Origin of the sequence: Heyndrickxia sp. FSL K6-6286 (genome assembly GCF_038630395.1) — a bacterium.
In the GTDB taxonomy this organism is placed as follows: Bacteria; Bacillota; Bacilli; order Bacillales; family Bacillaceae_C; genus Heyndrickxia; species Heyndrickxia oleronia.
In genome coordinates, this window is record NZ_CP152029.1 from 4,180,473 (window position 1) to 4,197,019 (window position 16,547).

At 32.3% G+C, this 16,547-nt stretch carries 17 protein-coding genes, 1 pseudogene and 1 other annotated feature; of the genes and pseudogenes, 1 reads left to right on the top strand and 17 read right to left on the bottom strand.

Annotated features, from left to right (window positions below):
• Nucleotides 1–17 precede the first annotated feature (17 nt).
• The 5 genes from MHI39_RS21105 to trpS all read right to left on the bottom strand — a co-directional run bounded on the left by MHI39_RS21105 (nucleotide 18) and on the right by trpS (nucleotide 5,621).
• Nucleotides 18–578 (bottom strand): GNAT family protein, encoded by a 561-nt coding sequence (locus MHI39_RS21105; RefSeq protein WP_216386037.1) that lies wholly within the window; start codon nucleotides 576–578, stop codon nucleotides 18–20.
• A 700-nt stretch (nucleotides 579–1,278) separates the two neighbouring features.
• The gene (locus MHI39_RS21110; RefSeq protein WP_071977569.1) at nucleotides 1,279–1,893 is read right to left on the bottom strand and encodes a cysteine peptidase family C39 domain-containing protein; all 615 of its coding nucleotides are present in this window, start codon (nucleotides 1,891–1,893) and stop codon (nucleotides 1,279–1,281) included.
• Nucleotides 1,894–2,268: 375 nt separating this feature from the next.
• Nucleotides 2,269–2,595 (bottom strand): GNAT family N-acetyltransferase, encoded by a 327-nt coding sequence (locus MHI39_RS21115; RefSeq protein WP_342540126.1) that lies wholly within the window; start codon nucleotides 2,593–2,595, stop codon nucleotides 2,269–2,271.
• A gap of 372 nt (nucleotides 2,596–2,967) precedes the next feature.
• Nucleotides 2,968–3,867, bottom strand: a complete 900-nt coding sequence (locus MHI39_RS21120) for a PhzF family phenazine biosynthesis isomerase (protein ID WP_342540127.1) — start codon at nucleotides 3,865–3,867, stop codon at nucleotides 2,968–2,970.
• A gap of 746 nt (nucleotides 3,868–4,613) precedes the next feature.
• Nucleotides 4,614–5,621: a tryptophan--tRNA ligase gene (gene trpS, locus MHI39_RS21125; protein ID WP_259547602.1), complete on the bottom strand. Its 1,008-nt coding sequence runs from the start codon at nucleotides 5,619–5,621 to the stop codon at nucleotides 4,614–4,616.
• Nucleotides 5,622–5,674: 53 nt separating this feature from the next.
• Nucleotides 5,675–5,932: a binding site (T-box leader), on the bottom strand.
• Between the two features lie 568 nt (nucleotides 5,933–6,500).
• On the opposite strand from trpS, the gene MHI39_RS21130 reads away from it, so the two are divergent.
• Nucleotides 6,501–6,845 (top strand): DUF3889 domain-containing protein, encoded by a 345-nt coding sequence (locus tag MHI39_RS21130; RefSeq protein ID WP_071977770.1) that lies wholly within the window; start codon nucleotides 6,501–6,503, stop codon nucleotides 6,843–6,845.
• 187 nt (nucleotides 6,846–7,032) lie between these two features.
• Here the strand turns inward: MHI39_RS21130 and MHI39_RS21135 are convergent, their stop codons facing one another.
• The 12 genes and pseudogenes from MHI39_RS21135 to MHI39_RS21190 form a co-directional block, all read right to left on the bottom strand.
• Nucleotides 7,033–7,767, bottom strand: coding sequence for an SDR family oxidoreductase (locus tag MHI39_RS21135; protein ID WP_259547605.1), 735 nt, complete (start codon nucleotides 7,765–7,767; stop codon nucleotides 7,033–7,035).
• Between the two features lie 496 nt (nucleotides 7,768–8,263).
• Entirely contained in the window at nucleotides 8,264–8,710 is a 447-nt protein-coding gene (locus tag MHI39_RS21140; protein WP_235849813.1) for a GNAT family N-acetyltransferase, read from the bottom strand.
• 218 nt (nucleotides 8,711–8,928) lie between these two features.
• Entirely contained in the window at nucleotides 8,929–9,927 is a 999-nt protein-coding gene (locus MHI39_RS21145; protein ID WP_259547611.1) for an NADP-dependent oxidoreductase, read from the bottom strand.
• A 26-nt stretch (nucleotides 9,928–9,953) separates the two neighbouring features.
• Nucleotides 9,954–10,304 (bottom strand): metalloregulator ArsR/SmtB family transcription factor, encoded by a 351-nt coding sequence (locus MHI39_RS21150; RefSeq protein WP_278890841.1) that lies wholly within the window; start codon nucleotides 10,302–10,304, stop codon nucleotides 9,954–9,956.
• Nucleotides 10,305–10,680: 376 nt separating this feature from the next.
• Nucleotides 10,681–11,235 (bottom strand): cysteine hydrolase family protein, encoded by a 555-nt coding sequence (locus MHI39_RS21155; RefSeq protein WP_071977763.1) that lies wholly within the window; start codon nucleotides 11,233–11,235, stop codon nucleotides 10,681–10,683.
• A 1,298-nt stretch (nucleotides 11,236–12,533) separates the two neighbouring features.
• Nucleotides 12,534–12,998, bottom strand: coding sequence for a DinB family protein (locus MHI39_RS21160; protein ID WP_259547615.1), 465 nt, complete (start codon nucleotides 12,996–12,998; stop codon nucleotides 12,534–12,536).
• Between the two features lie 239 nt (nucleotides 12,999–13,237).
• Entirely contained in the window at nucleotides 13,238–13,582 is a 345-nt protein-coding gene (locus MHI39_RS21165; RefSeq protein WP_169793008.1) for a DUF4260 domain-containing protein, read from the bottom strand.
• Nucleotides 13,583–13,584: 2 nt separating this feature from the next.
• Nucleotides 13,585–14,013, bottom strand: a complete 429-nt coding sequence (locus MHI39_RS21170) for a MerR family transcriptional regulator (RefSeq protein ID WP_071977761.1) — start codon at nucleotides 14,011–14,013, stop codon at nucleotides 13,585–13,587.
• Nucleotides 14,014–14,173: 160 nt separating this feature from the next.
• Nucleotides 14,174–14,599, bottom strand: a complete 426-nt coding sequence (locus MHI39_RS21175) for a hypothetical protein (protein WP_058006585.1) — start codon at nucleotides 14,597–14,599, stop codon at nucleotides 14,174–14,176.
• A gap of 91 nt (nucleotides 14,600–14,690) precedes the next feature.
• Nucleotides 14,691–15,008 (bottom strand): annotated as a pseudogene (locus tag MHI39_RS21180) (response regulator); the annotation flags it as partial.
• A gap of 1 nt (nucleotide 15,009) precedes the next feature.
• Nucleotides 15,010–15,588, bottom strand: a complete 579-nt coding sequence (locus MHI39_RS21185) for an rRNA adenine N-6-methyltransferase family protein (protein WP_212944196.1) — start codon at nucleotides 15,586–15,588, stop codon at nucleotides 15,010–15,012.
• A 332-nt stretch (nucleotides 15,589–15,920) separates the two neighbouring features.
• Nucleotides 15,921–16,424: a nucleoside deaminase gene (locus MHI39_RS21190; RefSeq protein ID WP_342540128.1), complete on the bottom strand. Its 504-nt coding sequence runs from the start codon at nucleotides 16,422–16,424 to the stop codon at nucleotides 15,921–15,923.
• Between the last annotated feature and the right edge of the window lie 123 nt (nucleotides 16,425–16,547).

Sequence of the window (16,547 nt, forward strand, 5' to 3'; positions counted from 1 at the left end):
TCGGTATTTAATATACCTTATTGTTGGTTCCAATCTCTTTTTAACAAGGAAAAGGAATAATGGTCATAATATTTCCCCCTAAATAAATGCTTATCTCTATATACTCCTTCATTTACAAATCCAAGTTTTTCTAATAACTTCATAGAGTTGACATTATCTAAAGCAACATAAGCATTAATTCTATTCAATTTCATATGATTAAATCCACTTTCAATTGCACTAATTAATGCTTCTTTCATATATCCTTGTCCCCAAAATTCGTGCCATAAATCATAGCCTATTTCCGCAATATTGTTCATTCTGTCCCAATTATCATATCCACAAGTTCCAATTTGTTCTTTGTTAGCACCTTTTTTAACTAATACCCAACGATTGTGTCCCTTTTCTTCTGGATCATGATTCCACTCAACAAACTCTATTGCATCCTTTCTACTTATATATATTTCTTCATCATATAAAAATTCACATACTCTTTCATCACTAAAAAGCCTATAAATAAAATCAACATCCTCATTAGTTATATTTCGCAATAACAACCTATCTGTTTCTAAATTCGGAAATTTTTTATGTTCAATCATTTTGACAACTCCTAAGCATTTATTAAATTATCCTACCCGCTAGCTTAATAGTTTCTATCTATCCTCTATCTAAATTAGTATGACGTAATATTCAAAAAATAAAATCAGAACTTTTGAATAGAAAAAGGCAATCATTTCAATGATCTCCTTGTTTAAAGATGCCGTTTTGAGGGGCATATCATATAATTGACAATGGAAATGGCGTGCGAACTGAACAGCTTTTACACGCCATTTTTCTGATTTATAGAAGTTTTTGTCACTTAAAAATTAAAATGTTCTCTTTAGCTACTGCACCCTTTTATTCAATGCCTTTTCTTTTGGATTTCCAAACGAGTAAGCAATATAACCAAAAACGCTAATATAGAAAGGGAAAATGCAGTACCAGTTACTACCCAATTTATTTCTCCGTTACGAAGCATACTCACAACTATAATTCCTGCAAGAACACCCGCGATTAGGCAAAAATATGCTTTTGAATTTTCTGGCCACGTTATCACTCCTAAACAAAATTGATCCAATTCAAATATATTCCCGCAATTGTAACATTTTGTAATTTTTAAGTAAATGATTATAAACTAAACTGCATCGTTTGTTCAATAATGTGATCTTATCGGTTCCAGATTATTGAAAACTAATAAGATTCCAATAATTTTCGATATTTTTTCACCTTGTATCCAGATAAAACTCTTCATCATTAATATTAGCTCTGTATGACGTCTACGGTAATATATGTATTGCTATAAAAAAGCATATTAACATTTTTCACATTCCATAATTTCCTAAATTCATTAATGGGAACTTTTCGATTATAGCTCTTATTATCATCATTACAATTCACCAGTTGACTTAATGATTCCGAAAGGTAAATATACTCAGTGTCATATCCTACGACAGGAACAAAATGCAAATTATTACGATCTTTATGTACTTTAATAAAAACAATTACAGGAATTCCTTTACTAACCTCGTACTTTAATGAATTAATATTTCCTTTATAATAGATTGTTTTAAATCCCTTTTCTCTTAACACCGTACGAATTCCCTTTGGATATACATTGCCCGACTTCATTTTACTAGGGAAATTAGTATATAACTCATCACCATCGGCCTCCATTCCAAAATGACGCAACACATATGCCGTTGAAAATGCTGCACATTCCCTATTGTTTTGTAAATCTATTCTATTATTTCGTTTAATTAGATAGTTAGTTGGATAATCTCTTTTTCGAAAAATAGGTATGGGTAATGTCATTAAATATGCATTAATGATAATTGATATAATCATCCACAAAATAGCTGTTCTAACGATAAACATACTACTTCTCCCCCTTGCTTTGCCTCCATATCTCTAGTTGACTATTTTTGTTTAAGAACATTTCATTACAATCCCACTCAATTTTAGCATAAATATCCAATTTATTTATTGTATTTTATCCATTAAGTGGTCTAATCGCCAAAAAAGTCCTGTATATGATACAGGACTTTTAATCAAATTTTATTACAGATTATCAACCTTTTTTATCATTTTCGAACTTTATTTTAAATGACAATCTGCTAAGTGATCATAAAATATCTATTTATATAAGGGTGTTTACATTCAAAATGAATAATAAAGTTGTTTAATTCTTCTTCAGAAAGCACCTATAGTTTATAGTGTAATTTTTCACTTACTTCTTTTAAGATATTGATTTTAAATAGCGACAGAATAAACATATACTTCTTTTCCCCATTTATTTATAGTTTTCATCACCTGCATACCAATCCGTTCAGCCACTTTAGTTGAAGGAATATTGTTTACATCGGGCAATGAGACCATCCTATTTAATTTTAATTGTTCAAATCCGTAATTCTTACAAGCTAAAGCTGCCTCTTTTCCTAGTCCATTCCTTCTATAATTCTTAAGAATCATAAAGTCATAAATTACATGTGTCGGGTCAGGGTCAACATCATCGTTTTCAAAAAAACAACTAGAAAACCTATAATTTTCCCATCGTGATTTATAAAGAAAGGATTCCATCGTGGGTCTTGCCAGAAATACTCTAAATCCACATCATATAATCCTTGCCTATTTATATCTTCCTGTGTAAATTCGCTAAAATCATAATTATAAAACTGATACATATTCTCCAAAATATGTTTATTTTCCTTAGACACCAAAATAAGATTAACCAATTATTTATCCTCCAGGTAGAGAGCATACAAAAATAGCCTTTTAGAAAATTTGAAACCAAGCCAATATATTTTGTACGAATAGAATGCACAGTAATTCCAGAATGTTTTCTTGTTAACCTAGGCTGCCCTTATAGCACAATAAGAAAAGGTGATCGCCGCAGCCTTCTCTCCTTTTACCAAAGCCCCCGATAATCTAAGTAAGTTACTTCACAAACTACTATTTTTCTATTAAAACATCGAACTCTTTAACAAAGACTGCATTTCCAGTTATCTCTATGACATAATTATCTTCATTATTAGAAACTCGTACCATTACCCGACCATTTTTACCAATTTCCTGCCCCTGCTCTACAACAAGGTTTAGTGATTCTTCAAAATCTCTTTTTATATATTTTGCAAAATATGCACCCATTACCCCAGAAGCAGTTCCCGTAACTGCATCCTCAATAGTACCTGAGAAAGGTGAAGAAAAGTGTCGGGCGTGCATATCGGCATCCGAATCATAGGTTTCTAAACAAAACGGATGAATTGATGCTTTTGGCATTTCTTTTAATATAGAAGGAAATAACTTGTTATTTGGTTTCATTTTCTTAAATGCATCAAGTGTTTTTATTGGAATTAAAAGTGTCCAAGTACCTGTACTTCCATATAAAATCGGTAATGCCTCTTCAATATCCACTTTGTTTATTCCTATTGAGTTAGCTAAGTCTTCCTTAGAACCTTTAAAATCTTTAAACTGTGGTGAAGCTTGTTTCATAGTTATATATGTATCATTATCAGTAGTTGAATCAATCTTTATTGGTAAAACTCCTGCTTTTGTTTCGATTGTAAAATTTGTTTTATCCCCTAATAATCCTCTCGTTTTTAAAGCATATACAGTTGCGATTGTTGCGTGTCCACATAGGTTCATTTCGTGACCTGGTGTAAAATACCGTATCCTAAGGTCAGCAATATTAGATTTAACTGGAAAAGCAGTTTCATTAAACCCTACTTTTAGAGCAACTTCCTGCATTTCCTCGTCCGTTAAGTCATCTCCATTTAAAATAACCCCTGCTGGATTCCCTTTATTGGGCTCTATACTAAAAGCATCATAATGATAAACCTTAATCGATTTCACGAGCAGATCCCCCTCCATAATTATATAAACAATATTTCATCCTCATTTTACCATTTAAGGAAATTTCATCATAAACAATCATTTTCTTTATTAAATTCAATTGCCACTATAGTTAAAGAAAAAAGTCCTGTAAAAACCGGATATTAATCAAACTTGATTATAAATTATCAATATTTTTTTAAATAACCGAACTTTGTTTTATATGATCAATCTTTTTTATCAAACTATAATTATTTTCTAAAAATTCAAAATAGACAGGAGGATTGTAGAGGAATTTATAGAATTATTTAATTCGTTACATCAAACTTTTTTCAGGGGGGTGGAAAGTTATGGGTAATTTGCTATGGTGGCTTCTTCATTAATTGTTGTTTCTGTTGGATTAACAGTATTCAGATACATCGACTGTTATAAGATGTAAGGTTTAGTTTTTCATGACTTTACTGTTTAACAATCAAAAGCTCCCCAAAAACACTGGTATTATAGTGCTTTTGAGGAGACTTTTTTTGTATGTAGTAACATATTATGTGCGATGAAACATATTTATTGTATTTAACAATAAATATGTAGTTTTTTTATCTTCAACAGATATTTAGTTTCAGTTACCAGGATGAATGTTGATGTTGAGCTTGAAAATATAGATTGATAAAAAACCCTTCTCTCACTATATTCAGTAGCAAATTAAGTGTATTCATTCACTATATGTTAATTTTGTATTCACAAACCATCAAAAAAAATTTATCCATTATTTAAAAATAATTAATTCCAATCGCTTCTCTCACCTCTGAAAGTGTTTCTGCTGCTACTAAACGTGCATTTTGACTGCCTCTCTTCAATACTTCAAATACAAAATCTAAATGTTGTTCATAATAGTTTCTTTTATTTCTAATTGGTTCTAATTCTGCTTGAAGTATATCATTCAAATATTTTTTCACTTTTACGTCTCCTAAACCTCCCCTTCTATAATGTTCTTTCATTTCTTCTAAATGTAATTTATCTAAACAAAATGCATCTAAGTATGAAAAGACAGTATTATTTTCCACATTTCCTGGATCTTCAATCCTTATATGATTTGGATCTGTATACATTGACATAACCTTATTTTTAATAATGTCTGGGGAGTCCGAAAGGTATATTGCATTACCTAATGATTTACTCATTTTTGCTTTACCATCAATACCAGGTAATCTCCCTAAACCTTTTTCCGGAAGTAATACATTGGGTTCGAGTAGTACTTCTTTTTTGTATATAGAATTAAAGCTCCTAACAATTTCTCTGGCTTGTTCAATCATAGGTATTTGATCTTCCCCAGCTGGGACGACGGTCGCTTTAAAAGCTGTAATATCTGCTGTTTGACTAACTGGGTAAATAAGGAATCCAGCAGGTAAACTTTCTTCAAAATTCTTTTCCTTAATTTCATTTTTAACTGTAGGATTTCTTTTAAGTCTAGAAACTGTAACAATATTAAGGTAATGCATCGTTAATTCATTAAGTTCTGGAATTTGTGACTGAATAAAGATATTTACTTTAGAGGGATCGATACCTACTGATAAGTAATCTAACGCTACTTCAGTAAGGCTGTTTCTAATTTTTTCAGGGTTTCTTGCATTATCAGTTAATGCTTGTTGATCTGCAATCATTATAAAACTATTGTATTGGTCTTGTAATTTAACTCGATTTTTCAAGGAACCTATATAATGCCCAATATGAAGTTTACCTGTAGGTCGATCTCCTGTTAACAAAATTTCTTTTTTCAATGTTCTCTCTCCTTCATATTTATTTTAAAAAAATAAAAAACTCCGCCCTAAATTAATAGGACGGAGATCATTTCCGTGTTGCCACCTAAATTGTGTAATTAATTAATAGACAAAATTACACCACTCATCATCAAGTACTAACATACTCTATCTGCTATAAGGTGCAGCCCACCACTTAGATACTCTCTTTAAAGATTTCACCTTGTTCCTTCGAGGTCCATTCATTAAATTTCTTCTTGCTAGGTTCTCAACTACCCTAACTCTCTGTATTGAAGCTATATTTAATTACTATTCCTCATCATAGGACATTAGTATTTATTATCTTAATGTATATATTATATAAACATATTTATTCAATAGTCAAATTAGAAAAAAGAGCTAAAAAAGTCCCATCTCAATTCAAAGGGGCTTATTCTTGTTTAACTAACGCCGTGTTTTTTTAGTGCCTTTTCTTTTGGGTTCCAAACGAGTAAGCAATATAGCAAAAAACACTAAAACAGAAAGGATAAATGTAGTACCAGTTACTACCCAATTTATTTCTCCGTTACGAAGCATACTCACAACTATAATTCCTGTAAGAACACTGCAATTAGGCAAAAGTATGCCTTTGATAATTTAGCCATGTTATCATTCCTAAACAAAATCGATCCAATTGAGATACACATCCTAAATTGTAACATTTGTAATTTTCAAGTAAATCCTATTGAACTAATCTTCCCCGATTGTGGAATACAAGAAAATGAAAATTATTCATCTAGCCAAAAAGTTGATTTACTCTTGTTATTCAACTCTAACCATCTTAGGTTTGGGAGTGATCATTCTTTCCGCATAATTGTTTTTATTAAAGCCAAGATAAAAAAGATCAAAGGAGGATGTTTATTGAAAAAGCTGCTAATTTGTTTATTCATAACTGTAATTTTTAGCTCTCATAATTTCTTTCTAAACAATTTTATCAATACAACGTATGCACAACAGAAACCTATCCCCTCTTATGCTAAATGGGGCCAAATTGCTATACAAAAGACAAAAGAAAAGTATCCTCAAGCAAAGATTATTGATTATCTTCATATTGGGAGTGACAAGAAAGGGGATACCTCTTTAGAAAAATTCAAATTATGGTTAAAGCAAAACAACAAAGAATTTGGTGTATTTGTCGATATTTTATTTGATAGTAAAACGGAACAAATAATTGATGTTAAATTCAGAGAAACAACAAGAGGTTAAAGCTAATGCTTGTTGAGTGAACCTGCCCCTTTAGTTTGGTTCTAGAAAAGGGGCCTCATATGTGATGATAGTAAAATGATTTAATTTCTTTGCAATAAATGCAGATCATCGTTTGGCAATTCGAACGGTGTTTAAAATAGTTGCTTAATTTTCTCAAAATCAACAACAGAGTTGTTAAAAACTAGATTTATCTTAGATAACAACCATTATTAATATCAAATGTTGCACCTGTATAATGCTTGGACTTATCTGATAATAAGAAGACGACAGTATCAGCAACATCTTCAGGCATTACAGGAGTATGAATGAGTTCGTGACTTATATATTCCTCCTTCCTCCAATCAGGAATGACGCCCATCATTGGAGTATTAACCATCGTAGGAGCAACCGCATTCACTCGGATGTACGGTGAGAAGTTCATTGCACAGCTCTTAGTTAAACCCAGTATGGCAGCTTTTGATAACCCATATATCGCATCTGAGCTACCTTCAATACCTGAGACTGAAGACATATTTACTATCACCCCCTGCCGCTCAGTTTGAAGCAATTTCTTGCCGAACATTTGCGAAAAATAAACGAATCCCTTTACATTTATATCTAGGACTTTATCAATTTCATCAATTTGATAGTCCACTATATTTTTGGCTAAATAAATTCCAGCGTTATTAACCAACCCATTTATTTCTGGATGTTCTGTTTCTATATATTGGAAGAATCTAGAAACCTCTTCGTACCTACTTACATCTAACTGATATGTATGCAAAACATTTCGGACATCTATTGATCGTTTTATATCATTTAAAGATTCTTCATTAATATCACATGCTATTACTACAGCACCTTCATTTAAACATTGCTTAACAATTTCTTTTCCGATTCCAGAAGCCGCACCAGTTACTATAATTTTGCTATTTTTAAGCATTTACAAAACTCCTCACACAATTTATAAACAAACGATATTATAGACGTTAAGCATTACCTTCTTTAATTAGACTATTTGTTAGTAGAAAGATAATAGGATTATTCTAAATATTACAACTTTATTATAATTTAAGCGAATTGTAAATGAAATTCCTATGTGAACACTTCGATCCCTTTCTGAATCAAAGCCAATTAAATGAAGAAGAAAAAGAGCTGTGGATCTTCACTGAATCTTTAACCCTAGCAACCGTTGCTTTAGGTGCATTTTTTGGGACAATATCTTAAATAAAAAAAGTGGGTATCCAAATTATAGTTTGAATACCCACTATACCTTCTCTTGAAAAGAATTGGTTTACGAACGATTAGTTAAATGAGAATTGTAATTTTTTTATAAGCATTAAATTCATGTCAAATTAGTAATAATCCGCAAATATATGAACTAACCCTTTAGCACATAAAAAAAGCTGATTAACTATTGTTATTCAGCTCTAACCATCTTAGTTGAGTAAATTTTTTTCAAGTATAATTTTATGTAAGCCTTTTTTATCCGTATAAGTATCTATTACATCAAAACCATTTTTAATGTTTAAAATTAACATATTACGCCATTTATTCATTGTTTTTGTTTGAACAACCTTATAGCCATTTTCCTTTAAATATTGATGCTGCTTTTCCATTAGCATGGAAGCAATCCCATGTTTTCTGTAATTAGGATCCACACCACCTAACCAACTATAAAATTTATTATTATCAATTGCATATCCAATCTTATACCCAATAACTTTTTTGCCATCCATTGCAGTAATTACTAATAATTGAGGTTTGCTTGCCATTTTGTTAATCAAATCGTCAGAAGTACCGAATATATCTTTATGTAATTCCAAAATTCCATTTAAAACATCAACTGCAGGTATTGAATTAAGAATAAAGTACTCAAAACCCAAGTAAAATCCCCCTTTATAAATATTCCTTAAACTTATTTATTCAATCTATCTTAAACAAAATCGCCCCATTCCTTTTAATAAAGAAAGAGCATCCCTTACTAAAGGAATGCCCCAATAGTTTAAGTTAGAATATTCACACTCTATTGTGTAGAAGCATACAAAAAATACGCTTTTTTTATGGAGCATTATTCAGCACATTTTTTTGCTTCGTTTCATAACTATTTAATTTTTAATATTATTTTCCCTTTCGCCCTTCCTGACTCCGCATATTCCATCGCTTTTTGAGCATCTTTAAAAGGAAAAACTCTATCAATGATAGGTTTTATTTTACCAGTCTCAATAAAGTTTGCGATTATACGTAATTGTTCTCCACTTGGTTTCATAAACAAAAACGTATATTGAACATTATACTTTTTTTCAAGCGCAGTCAATTTATGACTTGCCATTGAAAACAACATAGTTTTAAAAAATCCGGAACCATATTCTTTACCGAAGCGAGCATTCGGTAATCCCGATACGGAGACAATTTTTCCTCCGCTTTTTATCACTTCAAATGACTTTTCGAGTATCTCGCCCCCAAGTGTATCAAATACGGCATCATAATTTTTCAGTATCTCTTCAAATTTTTCCGTCTTATAATTTATAATTTCATCTGCACCAAGAGATTTTACTAAATTAGCCCCTGCTTCACTGGCAGTCGTCGCAACAGTGGCTCCCATTAATTTAGCCAGTTGAATAGCAAAGGTACCAACCCCACCAGCCCCAGCTTGAATTAAGATTTTTTGTCCTTTTTGTAATTGTAAAATGTCTGTTAGGGCTTGATAGGAGGTTAGTCCAACCAATGGAATCGATGCTGCTTCCTCAAAGCTCAAATTTTTAGGTTTTAAGGCGATATCATCTTCATGAATAGCGATATATTCAGCAAAAGTACCGATCTTACTCTTACGTGGACGGCCATATATTTCGTCACCGACTTTAAAACGAGTGACTTTGGCGCCAACCTTTGCAACGACACCAGAAAAGTCATTCCCTAAGATTAGAGGCATTTTATATTTAACTAGCAATTTTACTTTCCCATCGCGCAGCTTAAAATCAATCGGATTAATACTAGCTGCATGAATTTCTGCGAGTACCTCATATTCACCAATTTCAGGTGTGGGCATTTCTGCCAATCTCATTGGAAATTTCCCATACCTATCGATAACCATTGCTCTCATAAGCTATACCTCCAAATCATATGTGTTTAGATTCCATCATTTCCATAAAAGCTTTGCATGAACTTATCAATATCCAACACAAGTGTTCTTAATAAACTTAATTCTGTACGTACATTTATATAATAAAAGTTCTTTGTCCCCTCTTTACGCATAAAAACAATACCGGCATCTCGTAAAACCTTAAGATGATGGGATACAGCAGGTCGAGAAAGATGTGTTTGTTCAGTGATTTCACCTACACGTAATCCTGTTTGACAATCCGTCCCCATTAGAACTAACAGGATCGACTGACGTGTTTCGTCACCAATTGCCAACAATACTTTTTGACAATTAATAAAATCCTCTTTGATCACATTTAGTTGGTCCTGTTTATTCATTCAGTATAATACCTCCAATAGTTAGTTTATTGGTTTAAGTTGATAAACCATATAGCCGAATACAACAATATCCTATTGTTAGGTTAAGTGCAATATTGAGAAAGTAAATCAAGACGAATACACTTAGAGGGGAACTGCTTAAAAAATGGGCCTATAAGTGATGATTGTTCTAAGAAATAAAGCAGCTTTAGTCTTCCACTTGATCCGTTCATTCGAATAAACACTAGATAAGTACTCTTGAGGTCTTCTAAAAAGAAAAATCCTGAATCATATAGTTAATATATTTCGATTCAGGTGGTATTTATCTATTTTATTTACAGTTATGGCCAGATTGTGGAATATGAGTTCACCTTACCTAAACAAAGAACTACTCATCTTACACTCTATTTAAAAGTTGCTCTGTTGTAAGTATTGTAGCAAATTCTTCATTTAAAGTTGCTAGGGAGATATTATGTATCGTCTCGGCATCATAGTAGTTATCATTTTGGTCGGTAATACCAAACGCTGCTGTTGCATCTGAAATAAGATATGTATTAAAACCTAAATTCCCACTCATTCTTGTAGTTGTAGATACACAGTGTGGGGTAGTCAAACCAGTTATTACCACTGTCGTAATATCATTTAATCGGAGAAACTCTTCTAAATTTGTACCAATAAAACTACTATTAACTTTCTTGTTTATAACAACTTCTCCTTCAATAGGCGCAACCAATTCTTTTATAGCAAATCCTTCATTGTCCGGATGAAAAACAGAATTAGGATTATCGGACTTGTGTTGAATATGTATTACTTGCCAACCTTTGTTCCTCCATAATTCTAGTATCCTACAAATGTTTTCCTCTGCCATTAGATTGTTTCGTTCTCCCCATTTTTTATCATCAAAAGCTCTTTGTACATCTACAATTACTAATGCATTATTTTTATTATCCAAACTAATTCCCCCTAACTTCTTTGCATTACAAAGAAAGATCCTTCTACTGAATCATTGTATAATTTTTAACGTTTTATTATATGGCCTCTACTTATTGAGAGAGTATATTAGAAATTAGATCTGTTTTAAGAATCCTACTGAAGGAGATATTTTTTCCTTGCACTGATCTGTTTCAAGCTTTACTTTATTTACAATACTCACAGCCATATCGTGTTTAAAGTTCAACTTATTCGTTCGTTTAATAAGGTACTTCCTTGTACTAACGAATTAATCATAATATATATAGTTGATAATTTACATTAAATTATTAACAAATAAAAAATAAATTCCTTATTTTTTAATAGGATAGGAGCGTTTACTTTAAAAATGAAAAATAGATGATGAAAAAATTATCCACTCCCTTTTTCCTCCTTATCGGTAATCAAACACTCCCTTTGGTTACCGGGCACTACCTTTTTTCTCCTTCTCGGTAATCAAACACCCTCTTTAGTTACCGGGCACTACCTTTTTCCTCCTTCTAGGTAATCAATCACTCGCTTTTGTTACCCTGCACTACCTTTTTCCTCCTTCTCAGTAATCAATCACTCGCTTTTGTTACCCTGCACTACCTTTTTTCTCCTTCTAGGTATTCAATCGCTCGCTTTTGTTACCTTGCACTACCTTTTTCCTCTTTCTCGGTAATCAATCACTCGCTTTTGTTACCTTGCACTACCTTTTTTCTCCTTCTCGGTAATCAAACACCCTCTTTAGTTACCGGGCACTACCTTTTTCCTCCTTATCGGTATTCAAACACTCCCTTTGGTTACCGAAGACAACCTTTTTCCTCCTTATTGGTATTCAAACACTCCCTTTGGTTACCGAAGACAACCTTTTTCCTCCTTATCGGTAATCAAACACTCTCTTTTGTTACCCTGCACTACCTTTTTCCTCCTTCACGGTAATCAATCACTCGCTTTTGTTACCCTGCACTACCTTTTTTCTCCTTCTAGGTAATCAATCACTCGCTTTTGTTACCCTGCACTACCTTTTTTCTCCTTCTCGGTAATCAAACACCCTCTTTAGTTACCGGGCACTACCTTTTTCCTCCTTCTCGGTAATCAATCACTCCCTTTAGTTACCGAGCTCACCCTTTTTCCTCCTTATCGGTAATCAATCGCTCTGTTAGATTACCGCTCATTTATTCAAACTTTACTCTTAAATAACAAAAATGTATGAGAAAAAAGCCAAAATAAAAAAGACACGTTTCTAGATAAACGCGTCCCCTGTTTAACTTTCAACCTAAAAATTATAACGAAGTATCACCAAGATGGAGGTGGCCATGCTCCAATTATTCGCCGAATCAGTGCTACCTGTCCGGTATGATAACTGTTGTGCGTCATAAGCGTGGCTAAAATGACACCACGAGTCCTTTTCAATTTCGTATCCTTCATTTCATTTAAGTCTTTTTTTGCTTCGTTTTCAGCTTCCTGTAGACCCTTACTAAATTGAACAATAGCGTCACTCCACTCGGTTTCATTTGACGGGGCTATCTCAACGGGCCATGAGTCTTCATCATGTTCTGGATGAACAGGTACACTTCCCTTAAGGTAGGTAAGATAAAAATCTTGCCAAAAAATCATATGGTTTAGAACCTGCCACACTGAATATGGACAGTTTGCAGGTTTTACCCCAGCTGTATCCCACTGTAAACCCTCAAACACCTCCAACGGATCAGCATGAGCATTTTCCCCATGTAACCCGCCTTCAAAAAAATTAGATGGCATATACATCCCCTCACTTTTAATAAATTGAAAAAGCTTTTTTCTATTTTCCTCCTCCCGCAATCAATCTCAGGTAAATATATTCAACAAAAAAAAGCATTAATCCTTCATTGAACTGCATCCCAATTGTTAGTCACTAATTTAACAATTGAAGGTGCAGTTCATCTTCGATTAACGCTCTCTTTTAGGTATAAACAAATATGTAGATTACACAAACAATTTTCTATCAAGGTACGAATCAATTAAAGCCTTTGTATATGTGTTTTGTTAAAAGAATCTTGATATTTCAACCCAAAGCCAAATAGTCGATCCATAAATATATGAGATAACCAGATGATAGATATGATTAGTAAATAATCCTTTGAAAAGTATAAGTAACCTAATGCTAAAAGTATGGGTAAAATAAAACTGTGTCCAAAATTATAAATATTTGCACCTATTTTATTATTAATTGCATAACCAATCATTGTAATATCAGGAACGAGTAAAAGTACAAAAAACAACCAGATTGGAAAGTCTAGCTGTATATAAATATAAAAAGAAATGGCAAGGGCAAATCCGTTTTCAATACGAACCATTTGATTAATAGTCATGATATTCCCCTCTTATAAATACTTTTGAAAAATTCTACTAGCAAATCTTCGATAACCTCTTTGTTTTCTAAATATTTCTCCTCATTTACTAGTTCTTTAACGGTTTGCACTACTTTTAATGCTTGTTGATAAAACTGAATTTTTTCCTCAAGTTTCATTATTTTTTGATTTAATAACAATACTGTTGAATTGTTACATTCTGTTGATATTGATTCGTCTCTTAATATAAGTAATTGTTGAATCTCTTTTATTGTAAAACCTAATTGCTTTAATACCATGATAAGTTGTAGCTGTTTTTCACATTCTTCATCATATTCCCGGTAACCATTTTCACGTCTTTTTGGTTTCAATATGTTCTCTTTTTCATAATAACGAATTGTATCAGCTTGAATAGAATATTTGTTAGCAAAATCTTTGATTTGCAAATTAACCACCCTCCAGTACATACACCATAACATTGGAGTAAACTCTAAGGTCAAGAGTAAAAAAATCCCCATTAAAATGAATTACCTATTAAACTTACCTCTACTTGAATAAAAAAAGAGCGTTCCTTATTAACGGAATGCCCCTGCTTGATGTTCCCTTTTAATGACCGTAATGCTCAACAAACCTTTTAAGTTCTTCTATTGTTGGTGGTAAAAAAGTTTGGTCACTTTCTATTTCAAATAGCAATTCATTATCTAAGTATGCTTGTTCTTTATAATAACCCTTTAAAACGACCTGACCAAGTTGATAAAATATAACTTCTATCTTGAGAGAAGCTTCATAATTCCAAAAAATAGCCTTCCCTTTAAGGTTCCTATAACAATGATCTAATTGCTTATAAAATTCATAGACTTCACTAGTGGTAAACCAGGTTTTGCCTAATACATAATAATTTCCACTCTTAATTTCAACAATCCCTTCAGCATCATATCCACCACATTGGTTTGTATTCTGTAGAAAATCACTAGCCTTTTGTAGTTCCATTCGGATAAACCCTTGATTGCCTTTAATCGTAAATTCTTGCATAAATCCAACTCATTTCCGAAAAAGATACCTAACAGTTTAACATTAAAATCTCTTTTTATCATAGTAATCACCAGCATTCCACTTATGGGGAGGGATTAAATGGTTTGGATAAGTAATCGTCTGCACCAGAAGCTAGTCCCTGAATTTTATCTACAGCTTCCGATTTTGCCGAAAGCATAATAATGGGCATATTTCTTTCTTATCTAATCTTCATACATGCTTCTATTCCATCCATGTTCGGCATAATTATATCTAATATAATGAGATCAAACTCTCTTTTTTCCAATAGTTTTAGAGCTTCAATAGCATCTTCAACCTTTTGAGTGCGCATACCTTCGTTTTCTAAATAAACGGAAATTAGATTTCTAATATCTTTGTCATCATCAACAATAAGAATTTTAGACTCCATATTATCCCTCCATATTCTTTTGTGGATTAGAACAGTTAAAGACATAGGCTGGTGGCAAATTTCTAATCTCTCTATTCACATGAATTTTAGTAAAAAACTGTTCAATAAAAGCCTTTTTACATTTAGTGTATTGGAAAGTAATGAATTCTCCATCCTTTTTTAAAATTTTAGTGGTATTTGTTAAAATTTTTTGGGAAATGTTTTTTGGCAAACTTGCAAAAGGAAGACCAGAAATAACATAGTCTGCATAAGGAATATGATAGTCCTTTAAATAATTATGAATATCTTCTGCGGAACCATTTATAATGAATAAGTTCTTTTCCATTTTAAACTTTTCTCTCAAAAGTAAGTAAAATTCCTTATTGTATTCCACCAATACAATAATGGTCTCTGGGTTTCGCTTTTCGAGCAGCTCCTCTGTGAATACACCGGTACCTGGTCCATACTCGATAATGTATTTAGCTTTCGCAAAATTAATTCTTTCTACCATTTTATCTCCAAGAAATTTGGAACTAGGAAGTATTGCACCAACTGTTCTAGGATTAACTATATATTGAAATAGGAAAAACAATCGCTTCATTGATAATCACTCCATTGATTTGAATTGATAATCCTACTTTAAAATCCAAATCTGAAGAAAAAGGAGTAAAAATCCTTAAGAATTCTTAACTTTTGATAAAACATAGTGCCTAATATGAGTTTTTTTATGAATAAAGTCTATCTTCTTGTAAAAAATAGATGAGCAAAATAAAGGGAGATACTGTCCTTGAAAATATGGATACATAATCTAATAGATAACTGTTTACATTTGAGAGAATTGAAAAAAATCTCAAGAGACTATGATAACATTCTTCTGAACGAACAAGTTGAAGAACGATAACAAAAAGGACTGTCAAAGCAGTCCATAATAAATTACTTATTTAATGCCTTTCTTAAATGAACTACATTATTCGGATTGATTGCCCATTTTTCCATTAGCTCCACTTGTCTCTTTTTTAAGTCCTCGAAAGGTTCCTCAATTATATCGACTTCATCAAATCTTTCTTCAAAGACATTTGCTGCTTTTATTTTTCTGTACCCTCCAAAGCCTAAATCATCATTTAATAGCCATACCACTTTTTTTATATTTGCGAACAATATACCACCTGTGCACATTGGACATGGCTCTAAGGTTGTATATATTGTAAATTTTTCTCGTTTAACTTTCGCATTTAAAATGGCTTGACCAGCATTTCTAATAGCATCGATTTCTGCATGGGCTGTCGCATCTTGATTTGAATGAACGCGATTTCTCCCTTTTGCAATTAAATTATCACTCTCATCAACAATAACAGCTCCAATTGGATAAGTATTCCCCTTCAAAGCTTGCTCCGCCTCTTTAAGTGCTATTTCTAAATAATATCTATCTTTATCCATATTGAGTTTCACCTCTCACAAATTTAGCTATTACTTATAATTTATCTATAATTGATTTATCTCCTTCTTTCAGAAAATGCTTCTATGAATAAAAAAAGAGCTGCTGATCCTCACTAGATCTCC